Here is a 13,439-nt window from a genome sequence, read left to right as displayed (position 1 = left end):
AAGTGGAGAATCTCTTTGAGCCTAACTGTGCATCGAAACACCCTCCCGTCGAAGGCCGATGAGAACATCGCAGTTGCGTGTCGGTCAATCACTCGCGATTTCGGCGAGGGGCAAGCGAAGGTGCGAGTGTTGCACGGTGTGGACCTAGTCATCCCACTCGGCAAGACGACTTTTTTAGTCGGCCCTAGCGGATGCGGAAAAACCACTTTGATTTCCATTATCGCAGGTCTGCTCACGCCGACGTCGGGGCAGGTTCATGTCTTAGATCGCGAGATTACCAAGCTGCGTGGGGGACGATTGGTTTCGTTTCGAGCTCAGACCTTAGGGTTTATCTTCCAGCAATTTAACTTGATTCCTGCATTGACCGCTGCGGAGAACGCGGCGGTTTCGCTGGTTGTGCAAGGCCACACGCTCGCTGCAGCCAAGCGAAAGAGCTCTGTGTTGCTAGACAAACTGGGCATGAGCAGCAATGCGAACAAGTATCCGAATCAACTTTCAGGTGGACAGCAGCAGCGCGTCGCCATTGCGAGGGCTCTCGTCCATGATCCGCGGATCGTCATATGCGACGAGCCCACCGCCTCGCTCGATACCGAATCCGGTTACGCTGTCATGCAACTAATGCAAGAGGTGGCAAACTCACCGCAGCGCGCAGTGATTGTCGTGACCCACGATAACCGAATCTATGGATTCGCGGATCTGATCGCAAGCATGTCGGATGGCCGTATCCTGGACGTCTCGGCGCAACCCGATACAGAATCTACCCGCTCCGAAAGCGAGAAGTCCTCGCACTGAGAAATGCCATGAATCGATCTTTAACTTCTCTTTTTGCAATTGCTTCGGTTGTGCTAGCGGGTGTTTTGTTGGTCTTCGCCATTTCTTTCATTCGAAAGAATACACCCCGGGAGCAAGAGACTGCGGTGAAGCGAACTCCTCCCACCGCTCCAAATGTTCAATCGGTTGCTTCACGGCCATCTGACTATCCCTCGAACGCCAACTTCATTGGAGGTGTTGGAATAGTCGAACCCGTAGGAGAAGCGACGACGATCGGCTCTCAACTCCCGGGTGTAGTCGAAGAAGTGTGTGTGCAACCCGGTCACTCAGTGAAACAAGGGGATGCACTGATTCGATTGGATCGCCGGTCCGCGATCGCAGACGTCGCTGTCGCTAAGGCTGAATTGGTGTCACAACAAGCTCGATTGGCAGAACTGCAAGGGAATATTCCAACCCTCGAAGCTCGCTATCGAGCTGCGATCGCGATTCATGAACAAGCGGAGGCGGCGCTCCGCAACGCGGAAAAAGACTTTGAACGTGTGCGATCGGTTCAAGGAACCTTTGCACTGTCCGAAGAGGAAATCGATACGCGACGACTTAATTTGGAGACCGCGAAAGGAAAAATTGCCGAGACCGAAGCGAGGCGGCTTGAGGCCAAGGCCAACTTGGACCTCCTCGCGGGACCGCAGGCTCCTTCCATAGAGGTCCAGAAAATTGCCGTCGTGCAAGCGGAGGCGAATTTGCAACGAGCCCAAACCAATTTGGATCTGAGAACCATCGTGGCACCTAAGGACGGAACAGTTCTTAGCGTTCGGTTGAGAGTAGGCGAGTTCGTCCCCGCTTCTATTCTTTCGACTCCTTTCATCTCGTTAGGAGTCATCGATCCATTGCATGTTCGAGTCGATATCGATGAAGCAGAAATCCCACGTTTTTCAGCCGGAGCGAAGGCCTATGCGTCCTTGCGTGGGAAACCGGGTACCAAGGTTCCACTCCAGTATGTCCGCACGGAACCGTTAGTTGTTCCAAAGAGGACCTTGACGGGGACTGTGAGTGAGCGAGTCGACACACGCGTATTGCAAGTCATCTACTCGGCGAAACCCGACGAGCTCAAGGCTTCGGTTGGTCAGCAAGTCGACGTCTATATCGAAGGGAAAATCGATTAAAGCGAATTGGGATCGACGCCAGTGAGTCCGACATCGTAGCCCGCACCTTTGAGTACCGAGTGCGCTTTGATCAACACGATTATCAGGAGGATGAGTGGCAGAAACGGGATACAGCCAAGGAAGTAACCCAGAATGAATAGGGCCGCCACAGGACCATCGTAGAGCCGAATGCACAAGAAGATATACGCAATCAAAAATCGAATCGCGAGAAATAAGAGGGAAAGAACGAGGATGGCAAACGGGACGCCGATGGCGATCAAAAGAGTCATATCGACCTGTCCCTTTACCAGGACCAGTTGGGCTACGACTACAAGGATTCCGTACAGGATCCCGACCACAAGACTCCATAGGAACGATGTAACGAGAGCGCGATGCCAATAGGCGATGGAGTAAACGGTGTCTTGATCAAGGGAACGCTTGCGTTTCGAAGGCGCTCGGTAGCCTCCCCCCGTTGGATAGCTTGCAGTATATGGATTCTGAGTCGCCTGGGCTGGGGCATTCCAATTTGCATCGGGGATCGCGAGATCATCCCAAATCGAAGGAGACGGAACGGACGGAGTGACAGGGGGGGTCGTGGCAGACGGACGCACTGGAGACTTGGGGCCATTGGACTTTGGTGTACTAGGCTTAGGTGCAGCCGTTTGTCTTGATTTGGGATTGGCCGGTGCAGGAGTCGGCGTGGGTCTAGGCTTGGAGACTTGTACCGGTGAAACGGCAGGCTTCGGTTCAGGGAGTTTTAAGGGAGCGATGAAGAACACTTCATTGCACTCGGTGCACTTTCCTTTCTTTCCTTCCATGCCCGGTTTACCCTCAAACATGAAATGGCAAGCAGGGCACTCGAATGGGAAGCTGTCGGTAGTGGGTGCATCGATTGCTTTTTGGCTGAGCGTAAAGATGTGTCCACATCCTTTGCACATGCCCCGCGTCCCTTCGAGCGCGCTGACGTAGTGCAGGACGACCCGACATTTCGGACAACCGATTTGCAATACATCTGAGTCGCTCGTATCGGCTGACGGGGGAGCATCGACTGGAGCGAGGGAAGCGGGTTCAAACACAGGGATATCGAGTGTTGCGCTGCAGGAAGGGCACTTGCATTTCTTGCCAGCGGATTGATCGGCGACACGAAGCGTCTTGCTACAGTATCTGCATTGAAACTCAATACTCATCGTGATGTCGGGATGGCGAGTGGGCGGAATTTGGATGGGAAAGGTTGGGCTGCCAAAGCGGCTCCTGCGGGAGCATGGCCCCATTGTAATTCGAGACTTGTGGCCGAGGGGGACAAGGGAATGGATCGGAATGAGGAGTTGGAAGGGACGCAATAAAAAAACGAGGCATTTGGCCTCGTTGGTGAATGAAAAAGTCGGCTGGGGGCGGGACGCCCGTCGCGCTGCCGACTAGGCCTCGGTTGGGAGCTCAAGGAGTCGAGCCATCCGGTGGAAATCACAGCCCGTCTCAATAAACCGAACTTTAGTTACCAATGTCTTTGGATCAACAAGTTGTTCGAATGGAACAAACGAAATGTTGAACTGTCCGCCAACGGATACCATGACCCCATTCTTCTTTTCTTCGATAAGGGCTCGATAAGCACCGACTCCAATTTGGGAGCCGAGCATTACGTCGAAGGCTGTTGGAATGCAGCAGCGAGATTCGTAACCCAGTTGGATTCCATTGACTTTGCGCGATTTCCCGGTGGCTTTTTTGTAAGCGTCCGACACCATCGACGCGAAAGCTTTCCCAATTGCAATGTTGGAGATCGCGATATGGCCATGGTCGTCGCGAGCGACGCCATCGAGGTAAGACATCGGCAGATACTCTGCAAGCCCCTCTGCGATGACGATGCATCCGTAATTGCGGCCGGCCTTTTCACGCGCGATCATCATCGCCACCATTTTTTGCACGACCGCATCGAGATCCATGACCGTTCGGACCTTTTCGGAACCGTCTTCTTGTTTGACGGTTTCGGTCTTTTTGAGAGGGCCAGTGATGTCTTCCACGCTCAAGACCATGCAAGCATCTCCGGCGATCGCTGCCCCGTAAGCAAGCCAACCGGCGGAGCGTCCCATCGCTTCGCAAAGGAAGTAGGCCTGACCTGCCGCGGCGTCGCGGTTCAGATTGCGGATTTCCTCCGCCAGCACTTCGGCAGCGCTGAAGTATCCGAAGGTGAAGTCGATACCCGAGTAATCATTGTCGATGGTCTTCGGAAGGTGAATGACGGGCATCCTCACTTCAGACGCGGGTAAGGTGTCTTGGTAAAGTTTCATCTTGTTCGCTGTTTTGAGGGTGTCGTCCCCACCGATGCTGATCAATGCATCGACCCCGAGCGATCGCAATGCCTTGTACGCTCGACCGAGTGGGGCCGAGCGTTCTGGATCCCGAAGATGATCGGGACTCGAAACCGATTTCCCTGGATTCGATCGCGCCGTTCCGATCATGATCCCCGGTTCGGTACGGGAGAACTCCAGGCGTTCATGGGTGATCTTGAAGTAATGCTTCCCCTCAACCAGCGGCTGACTTGGATCGAAATCGATCAAGTTCGAATAGCCGTGTTTGACGCCGATGACCTCGATACCGGCATTCAAGAAAGTGAAGGCTGCGGAGGTGATCACAGCGTTGGCTGCGGGAGCGGGACCACCGGCGAACAAAATTGCGACTCGTCGAATTGCGGTCATAACCATTAGATCTCGTAATAAGTTGCGGTGAAAATCAATCGTTTTAGTCGCGCGAGATTGTACTCGCGCTGGGGGACTTGTCCAACGCCTCCGCCGTTCTGGAAGACTCGGTAGTTTAGGGGGTTTTTGCCCGATATTCCCGCTGTGACGACGGTAACTCTCCAAGACGTGTCGGGATGGATATGATGATTGAACGCGTGGAAACCGTTGGACCGATGGTTACGGATACTCCGGGTGCGTCGACATTCGACGTATCCCCATCTGCCCTCGGAGCCCTTGGGATGTCCAAGCATCAGTTAGTTCCACAAAAAAATCGCATCGCGAAGCTTCTCGTCGGCTGTCTTCATGGACTGGTTGGGACCGCTTTTCTTTGCGACATGCGTTATTCCCACGGTCAGGGAGTGAATCCCCAGGGGCCTGCGACAGGGGCAGCGCTGAGGGAGGGACCGTTTTCCTTGCAGGGAGTCAGGCAACTAGGTGCTCCGGTCGCAGGTGATCTTTCCGCGTCCCCTTGGTCAAGTCGTCTGTCTTCCCCACCTTTGGCCACGGTCCGCTGGGGATCCATCCAACCCATTGACCAAGCGCCCTCCAATCCGCCGGTCGCGATGGGGGCTGTTGAAGAGCCACGTCGAATCATTCCGACTCGAACCGTATCCAATTCTGGACCGATGTCGGTGGAGTTATCGGCGGAAAAACCAACGAGCGTAACCATTGCCAATCCATGGGTGGTCTCAGAGCCCCCCACCGACGCGACTCTATCGGAGTTGTTCCCCTACACGAATGCGGCACCGACGGGCGCGGCAACGCCTGTCCGAGAAAATGCAATTCCTAGTTCTCGCGAGCAATTGGCGCAGCGAGTTAGTGAGAATCTCTTGCAGCCCGATTATTCACGATCTGTGCGACGTAACTCGGGACCTCCGCCCCGAGCCTTAGAGCGACCCGCTGGATGGAGTGCCCTGGAGGGGGAACTTCGCTCCGCGTTGGAGCAATGCGACCAACTGCTTCGTCGCGGGGCAGTTCACAGCGCTCGCGACGAAGTCGTGTTGGGACTGCGTAAATTGATGCGCACCATGGATGCGATTCGTGGGGCCTACGTCAGCGAACCGGCACTGGACAAAGCCCTCCAAGCGATGAGAGAGGAGTTGGACTTTTTAAGTGTTAGCCATGGAGTGACGGTCGAGTCGATCGTTGCGACACACTCCACCGACGTGTTGAAGAATCGATCGCTGCAGGGGGTCTCGCCCGCGGTTGCATCGCAGCACTATCGAAGTTTTGCTCGGTATCAATTCCTGCTTGGGGCGGATGAACATCCCTGGGCAGCAGATCTTCTCTATGCACTCGGAAAGACCTTGGAAAAAGAAGCTGAAGCGAACTCGGCCGCCTCTCTTTCTCTCCGAAGCCAAGCGGTGATCTGTTACCAAGCTGCCATACATGTCCAGTCGAACCATCCCGAAGCGAGCAATCAACTCGGGTACAGCTTGTTGTTATTGGATCGAGTGGATGAAGCATTGGTTGCACTCAATCGCGCTGTGCAGCTCAACCCTTCCTCCAGCTCTTGGGCGAACCTTGCCGAAGCCTACAAGAGATCGGGGGCCCTCGAGCAATCCTCGGTGGCGGCAGCAAAAGCTAGTGAGTGGCAACGAGCCGAGAGGCCTGGATACAGTCGCAGCAACCCTGAAGTGATCGAGATCAGTCCGGAAGAGTTCGCTCGCTTTAGCCCAGCTCAAAACTCCTACTCAAGCACGACCAATCCGACTGCGCCCTCGCCAACTGCGATCCCGCCGGTTGCGACGCAGTCGAATCGCACGTCGACGCCAGTGCAATCAGCCGGTCGATTCTCCAATCTTTTCCGGTAATGCCCCACTATGCCTACGAATATGTTGATTGGAATGCAAATCAAACCGTGTCGAGTAGCTCGATGCGTTTCCCTGTTTGGTTCCATAGCCCTCGGCCTGATGACTTCGAGACTTGATGCTCAAATGCATGAAGGGCCATCGGGGGGGGAATCTCTAGCGCCATACTATTCGTCCGCAGTCCAATCGTCCGCAGTCCAAATCCCCCCGCCATCTCAGCCTATCGGGGTCACGAGCGGTGCATGCCAACCGTGTATTTCAGCGGTGGATTGTGCAATGGACTGCGCCGTGGGTGGATCGGGACCGAAAAAGTGGTGCGATGCCACGCCTGCGAACTTCCAACCGTTGATCCACGGCGAGTACATCGGCCCGGTTCGTTTACCCGCATTGCTCGAGTATCGCGTGCGCGTCAACGACGAAGTGACGTTTACCTACATCCCCAATCGGGAACGTTCGCAAGGGGATTACAGATTGATGGTCGGCGATTCGATCCAGATGAGCTCCGTCTCGGACGAATCGCTCCGTCGCGAAAAAATCACCGTCCAGCCCGATGGAAAGATTTATGTACCCGTCTTGGACACGCCGGTGGAAGCATCGGGCAAAACCATTTCTCAGCTGCGAAGAGATCTTGAGGCGGCGTACAAAAAGTACATTGTCAGCCCTGCGATCAATGTGGAGTCTGTCAGCGTCAACACCGCGCTCGCCGACTTGCTCGATTCGGTCAATGGCCCGTTTGCCGCGGGCGGTCGCGCGTTTTCCACCGTCGTGAACCCAGATGGGAGGATCCAGCTTCCGATGGTAGGGGGAGTTTACGTGCTCGGCCTCACTCTGGATGAAATCAAGCGTGAGATCAATCTTCGCTACCGCGATCGAGTCGCTGGAATCGATGTGGAGCCGAGGCTCACACGGGCGGCACCGCACTCCTTCCACGTCTACGGCCAAGTCGCTCAACCCGGTCGTTTCGAAATGAATGGTCCCACGACCGTCACGGCGGGGCTTGCGCAAGCGGGAGGGATCTCGATTGGGGGAAATGGGAGGCAAGTGGTTATATTCCGGCGGGAGCAAGATTGGCGTCTTATTTCCACCGTGCTCGATCTTCGTGGAGCTCATCTGGGTAAAGTCCCGAATCCTTCCGATGAAATATGGCTTCGCGATTCCGATCTAATCATTGTTCCAGAAAGGCCGATCACTCGGTTTGGCCAAGCCGCGCAGTTGATCTTTACCGACGGTATCTATCGCGTCATCCCCTTTACGATCCAGAAGTAGAATCCGTATTCAGTCGCAGGAGATTGGAGTACACTCCTGGCTTGCTAACCCATCTCGATTCCAACGATCGCCATGAGCCACTACCAAGTTTCCCGCGTTGAGACCCGAAAACAACAAAAACAATTCATGGAGCTGCTGTGGGAGCTCTACAAGGGGGATCCAAATTGGATACCTCCATTGCGTATGAACCAAGAAGAATTGGTTGGGTTTCGCCGCCATCCCTTCTACGAAAACGCGAAGTGCCGCCCGTTCATCGTGGAGAAGGACGGGAAAGTCGTCGGCCGCATCGTTGGGATCATTAACCATGGGCACAATCAGCGTTACAAAGAGAAGCGGGGCTTTTTTGGGTTCTTCGACTGCATCGATGATCAAGAGGCAGCGAACCATTTATTTCGAGCCGCCGCTGAGTACTTGAAGAGCGAAGGGATGACCGATGTCCGAGGCCCCTGCAATCCGTCGCTCAACTACGAGCTAGGAACGCTCGTGGAAGGATTCGATACGCCTCCCACCTTCATGATGACTTACAACTGGCCCTATTACGACAAACTCATACGCGGTTTCGGTTTCGAGAAGACACAAGACTTGTATGCGTTCGAGGGGCATATCGACATGCTCGATAACATCGATCCGAAGCTCAAGTTCGTGATCGATGAAGTCAAACGACGGTTTAACGTCACACTCCGGCCTGCCAGCCGCAAGCACTTCGACAAAGAGATTCAACTCTTCTTGAACATCTACAATCGGGCACTTCAAAGTACTTGGGGGTTTGTACCGCTGACGGAGGCCGAGAGCAAAGCGATCGGTTTCAGCTTGAAGTTCTTGATCGATCCCGCTGTAACGTCGTTCGTCGAAGTCGATGGTCAGCCCGTCGGCGTTGGGCTTGGCCTTCCAGACTACAATCCGCTCATCAAGAAGATCGATGGCAAACTCTTCCCATTCGGATTCTTGCGACTTCTTTGGGGCAAAAAGAAGATCAAGAAAATTCGGGTTATCAGCACGAATGTGGTTCCGGAGTACCAGCGTTGGGGATTGGGCTTGGTCGCGCTCGAAAGGATGCTTCCCGACTGTTTGGCGAATGGAATCGAAGAAGCCGAGTTTTCTTGGGTTCTCGAAAGCAACGATCTTTCTCGCGGTTCATTAGAGCGCGCCGGTACGAAGCGAACCAAAACCTATCGACTTTACGACAGATCGCTGTCCGACATCAACTAATCCTTGCTAAGACGCCGAAACAAGGATTTGTTATACTCCATAAAAGTCTCCGAGCCGGCGATTTGCTTGACCGAAAAGCTGGCTTGTAAGAATCCTCTCGACACGCATGGAACACGGACGACATGAACGAGGCACTAGCAGTAATCCTGGCGGGCGGAAAAGGTACACGTCTTGAGCCCCTGACGCGGGATCGAGCGAAGCCGGCCGTTCCGTTCGGCGGTGGCTATCGCATCATCGACTTCGTTTTGTCCAACTGTCTGAATAGCGGCATCCGCAAGATGCTTGTCTTGACGCAATACAAAGCCATGAGTTTGGACCGGCACATCGGGCTTGGATGGCGCGATTACTTCAGCCGCGAGTTGGATGAATTCATCGACATTGTTCCTCCCCAACAGCGCATCGATGAGCACTGGTATCAAGGAACAGCCGACGCTGTCTACCAGAACATCTACGCCATAGAGAAGGAGAACCCTAAGTACCTTTTGATTTTGGCTGGCGATCACATCTACAAGATGAACTACCACGCCATGATTCAATTTCATAAAGAAAAGCAGGCGGATCTCACGATAGGGGCTCTGCAGGTGGACGTCGAATCAGCGAAAGAATTCGGCGTGATGCAAATCAACTCCGATCAGCGGATCATCGGCTTCCAAGAAAAGCCAAAGAACCCGCAGACCATGCCGAATGATCCCAATCATGCGCTGGCATCCATGGGGATTTATGTCTTCAATACCCGGTTTCTGTTCGAGCAGCTCTGCCAAGATGCGAATGATCCGAAGAGCGCCCATGACTTTGGAAAAAACATCATTCCTTCGATCATCGATAAACGACGCGTTTTCGCTTTTCCATTTCGTGATGAGAATCGCAAAAAGGAAGCGTACTGGCGCGACGTTGGTACGCTAGATGCCTTCTACGAAGCCAATATGGATTTGGTTAGTATCGATCCGCAGCTCAATCTCTATGACGGTTCATGGCCCATTCGCACCCATCAGCCGAACCTCCCCCCTCCGAAGTTCGTGTTTGGTTCGCGCGGTGAAGGAGATCGCATAGGCACGGCGATCGATTCGATCATTTGCCCAGGTACCGTCGTCAGCGGCGGACGCGTCGTGCGGAGCGTCGTCGGTCCGCGCAGCCGCATCAACTCGTACTCGCAAGTTTCGGACAGCATCCTCTTCGAAGGCGTGGAGGTCGGGAGACACGCGAAGATTCGCAATGCGGTCATCGATAAAAACGTTTGCATCCCGCCAGGAATGGAAATTGGATTCGACCTAGATTTAGACCGTTCGCGCGGATTCACCGTTTCTCCCAATGGAATCGTGACTGTTGCCAAGACGGAAGATCTTTCGATGTTCGCGACCAACGCCCTTTCTTCTCGCATGCGTTCGGACAACCCTGGAAAAACACCAACACCCCACCAACCTGAACAACAGTTCACGCTGGCTCGGCATGGAGCGGACATGCCATCGCGCGAGGAAGAAAGATGAACACGACTCCGGTCCTATACTTGATGATGGGACTACTCTTCGGAACTACTTTTTTGTCGGTCGGTATCGCTCTTGGTTACTGGTTTTCCAAAAGGGGGCAGCCTGATTACCCCCTCTCATCCAGTTCTCACCCTCTCAACTCCCTCGCCCCCGCCGTTCCGAGCTTGGATGAAACTCAGCAAATCGTCAATGCGATTCGTAACTTCGCGACGTGGACAACCGATTTAGCAGGCGACTTTTCCCGCTACCAATCCACACTAAGTTCTCTCACACGCCGAGCCGCCGATGGGTCGAGCATCCAAACCAAGGAAGATGTTCAAGTCCTTCTCGAACAGATCGTAGCCGCCAACCGGCTATTGCAAGAACGACTCGATTCGGCAGAACAAAAGCTGGAAGATCAAACGAAACAGCTGGCGGGTTACCTCTCCGAAGCTCGCACCGATGGCCTAACAGGTCTGGCCAATCGCAGAGCGTTCGATCAAAAGATCGAAGAGTGTTTTAGCAACTGGATCAAGTCTCAGCGATTGTTCTCGCTCGCGCTCATCGATATCGATCACTTCAAAAAGATAAACGACACCTACGGCCATCCCGCTGGAGATGCTGTGCTTCGGGAAGTCGCGCTTCGACTCAAGGACTTCAGTGCCGATACGATCCAAGTTGCTCGCTACGGTGGTGAGGAATTCGCGATCCTGCTCGAATGCGATGCCATGGCAGCGGCACAAGTCATGGAGAAGATTCGTCTCGCTATGTGCGATCGAACCGTGCCCGCCGAGGGGCATGACATCCCGGTCACCCTGTCGTGCGGAGTCTCGCAGATCGTCGCAGAGGATCGTATTGGCAAACTGGTGCGCCGAAGCGACGAAGCGCTTTACACGGCAAAAATGGCGGGTCGCAACCGGGTCTTTATCCACCACGGACAGCTTTGCGAAGTCTTTGGTAATCCTTCTCCTACTGGAATCGTTCAAGCCAACACGGGGCAAGATCCAGGAGCGTCGAGTTCTAGTGACGCATTGGAAGAAAAAATCCTGAGGCAGATCGATCACATACTTGCCAAACATTCTCGTTCTGTGTGAAAGCGGTCAATCATCGCCAGACTCAAGGCCGCTTTGGTGGGCAAGCTGGCGACTCGAACCCATTCTTTGTCGCTGTGCAGTGCGTCGCCCTCCGGACCAAAGGTATCAAGATTTGGGACGCCGAAACCTGCAAGTTTGTTGCCATCGCTCGCTCCACCAGACGCTCGCCACGTGACCGGCTGACCAAGAACGGCCGCGACGGTTTCGAGCTCTCGCATCCAATGCTCCGTCGGTTTGTTCACCGTTTTCGGAGCCGAATGGATTCCGCCATGCAATGCGATGCTATGGTCCACCTCAGAGAGCTGAAAGAGATCCACGACTTGCTGGATCTTTTTCTCGGCCCAAATGCGATCGTCGTCGTCGTTGACGCGTACATTGACCCGTACCACGCACATATCGGGAACGACGTTGACGGCATCCCCACCGCGTATTCTGCCGACATTAAAAGTGACGCCGGGGCGGACGTTGTTCAGAGCATCGATCTGAATGGCGACTCGACTCGCATGGACGATTGCATTTTTCCCTTGATGGAAATTGCGACCGGAATGTGCAGCCTTACCCCGAACAATCAAGGTATAAGTTCCCGTCCCCTTGCGAGTGTGGACGAATGCACCATCGGCTAAGGTGGGTTCGTAAAGCATCGCAAATTGGTAGTCCGGAGCAATCTCTTTCCACAGACTCGTCGACGCAGGGGAGCCGATCTCCTCATCCGGCGTGAGGATAACGGTCATGTTCAAGCTGGAGGGTTTGAGGAATCGCATCGCCGCCATCAATGCCCAGCGCATCACGACGATCCCGCCCTTGGCATCGATCACACCCGGCCCCCGAAGCCGAGCCTCACCCTCTACTTCGTAGGATACACATCGTTGGAACGGGTCGGTCTTGCCGTATACCGTGTCATAGTGAATGGTTAAAAGCAACCGGCGATCAGGGGTCGCTTGCTCCCCAACCCAATCCCAACGCAATGCGTGAGTGGTCGACTGAAGTGCCGCATTGCCGTAGTCGTCCTGCACGGCGAATACTGGCAAGGGGAGTTTCTGGATCGGTAAGCCGAGCGGAGAAAAGTACTCCTCCAAAAAGGTCTCGACCGTAGCGAGTCCCGCCAAGTTGTCCGAACTGGAGTTTAGATTGCACAGAGCAATCAATTCGTCCCGCATGGTGTCCTGATGTGCGATAAGCCACGTCCTCGCGGCTTCCATTATTCGGGTTTCCATGAAATCGATCGTCCGTTTTCGTCAAAGTCAAAGTGAGCCAGAGAAGCTAAACAAATAAATCTTGTTCCGCGCGGATGCTGAAACACCCAATTCTTGTGATGGTGTCCGAAGAACCACCACTGTGGAGCATGAAGGTCGAATAGGTCTTGTAAGAACCGATTGGTAGCGCTCCAAGGTAACCGGTGGGGAAGCGTCGCGATGCTCTGTACCAACTCCGCAGGGCAATCGTGCGTGACGACCATGTTTGGCCTCTGCTGGTCGTAAAGGTGAAGCGCTTGAGATGCCTGCTCCGCATTCAATTCTTCATCATGCCACCAATTCAGCCCCTCTACCCGCGAGGCCTTGTCGATACTCTCCGCCCCACGTGCAAAAAAGAAACGGAGCTCCCCTTCGGCAAGCGGGATTGAATGCATGCCATAGTCCCCGAGAAAATGGGGTGGCAGCCGTCCGAGATGGTCATGATTACCCGCGATGGCCCGATGTTTCTTCGGATCCACATGCTGCATATCGGTGTAATCGAGCGAAAGATCACCCACCTGCAGCGAGTAGTTTGCATCCGATATCAACTTCAAATACGAACGACCGCGAACGCGAGGGTCTCTCCAAATCGCGGGCATGGTACGTCGGTCTTTGTCTCGGTCTGCACGGCGAACACGTTCCTGCATCCGACCGTGAACATCACCGATGAGACGAAAATGAACCGAAGTCATCCCATGAACCTTCCGTTTCCGTTTTCC

At 54.3% G+C, this 13,439-nt stretch carries 11 protein-coding genes; 7 read left to right on the top strand and 4 right to left on the bottom strand.

Annotation, left to right across the window (positions count from 1 at the left end; translation table 11 throughout):
* Positions 1-27 precede the first annotated feature (27 nt).
* Together VN12_RS19990 and VN12_RS19985 are read left to right on the top strand one after the other, a co-directional pair.
* Entirely contained in the window at positions 28-792 is a 765-nt protein-coding gene (locus VN12_RS19990) for an ABC transporter ATP-binding protein (RefSeq protein WP_240491204.1), read from the top strand.
* A gap of 8 nt (positions 793-800) precedes the next feature.
* Entirely contained in the window at positions 801-1,934 is a 1,134-nt protein-coding gene (locus VN12_RS19985) for an HlyD family secretion protein (RefSeq protein WP_146678459.1), read from the top strand.
* On the opposite strand, the gene VN12_RS19980 is transcribed toward VN12_RS19985, so the two are convergent.
* Entirely contained in the window at positions 1,931-3,100 is a 1,170-nt protein-coding gene (locus VN12_RS19980; protein ID WP_146678458.1) for a zinc ribbon domain-containing protein, read from the bottom strand. The genes VN12_RS19985 and VN12_RS19980 overlap by 4 nt on opposite strands.
* Positions 3,101-3,328: 228 nt before the next feature.
* Positions 3,329-4,603, bottom strand: a complete 1,275-nt coding sequence (locus VN12_RS19975; RefSeq protein ID WP_240491203.1) for a 6-phosphofructokinase — start codon at positions 4,601-4,603, stop codon at positions 3,329-3,331.
* Positions 4,604-4,785: 182 nt separating this feature from the next.
* On the opposite strand from VN12_RS19975, the gene VN12_RS19970 reads away from it, so the two are divergent.
* The 5 genes from VN12_RS19970 to VN12_RS19950 all read left to right on the top strand — a co-directional run bounded on the left by VN12_RS19970 (position 4,786) and on the right by VN12_RS19950 (position 11,488).
* Positions 4,786-6,459, top strand: a complete 1,674-nt coding sequence (locus VN12_RS19970; RefSeq protein WP_146678456.1) for a tetratricopeptide repeat protein — start codon at positions 4,786-4,788, stop codon at positions 6,457-6,459.
* A gap of 273 nt (positions 6,460-6,732) precedes the next feature.
* Positions 6,733-7,722 (top strand): polysaccharide biosynthesis/export family protein, encoded by a 990-nt coding sequence (locus tag VN12_RS19965; protein WP_168164519.1) that lies wholly within the window; start codon positions 6,733-6,735, stop codon positions 7,720-7,722.
* Positions 7,723-7,794: 72 nt separating this feature from the next.
* Positions 7,795-8,931 (top strand): GNAT family N-acetyltransferase, encoded by a 1,137-nt coding sequence (locus VN12_RS19960; RefSeq protein WP_146678454.1) that lies wholly within the window; start codon positions 7,795-7,797, stop codon positions 8,929-8,931.
* A 122-nt stretch (positions 8,932-9,053) separates the two neighbouring features.
* A complete protein-coding gene (gene glgC / locus VN12_RS19955) occupies positions 9,054-10,415 on the top strand; it encodes a glucose-1-phosphate adenylyltransferase (RefSeq protein WP_146678453.1) in 1,362 nt (453 codons plus the stop codon).
* Positions 10,412-11,488: a GGDEF domain-containing protein gene (locus VN12_RS19950; protein WP_146678452.1), complete on the top strand. Its 1,077-nt coding sequence runs from the start codon at positions 10,412-10,414 to the stop codon at positions 11,486-11,488. Before glgC ends, VN12_RS19950 begins: the two co-directional genes overlap by 4 nt.
* Here VN12_RS19950 and VN12_RS19945 read toward each other — a convergent pair.
* Positions 11,455-12,702, bottom strand: coding sequence for a hydrolase (locus VN12_RS19945; protein WP_146678451.1), 1,248 nt, complete (start codon positions 12,700-12,702; stop codon positions 11,455-11,457). The genes VN12_RS19950 and VN12_RS19945 overlap by 34 nt on opposite strands.
* Positions 12,687-13,412, bottom strand: a complete 726-nt coding sequence (locus tag VN12_RS19940) for a metallophosphoesterase (RefSeq protein WP_146678450.1) — start codon at positions 13,410-13,412, stop codon at positions 12,687-12,689. Before VN12_RS19940 ends, VN12_RS19945 begins: the two co-directional genes overlap by 16 nt.
* Positions 13,413-13,439 lie beyond the last annotated feature (27 nt).

Origin of the sequence: Pirellula sp. SH-Sr6A (assembly GCF_001610875.1) — a bacterium.
Classification (GTDB): Bacteria; Planctomycetota; Planctomycetia; order Pirellulales; family Pirellulaceae; genus JBKCUI01.
This window is presented reverse-complemented; position numbering and strand designations above follow the sequence as displayed.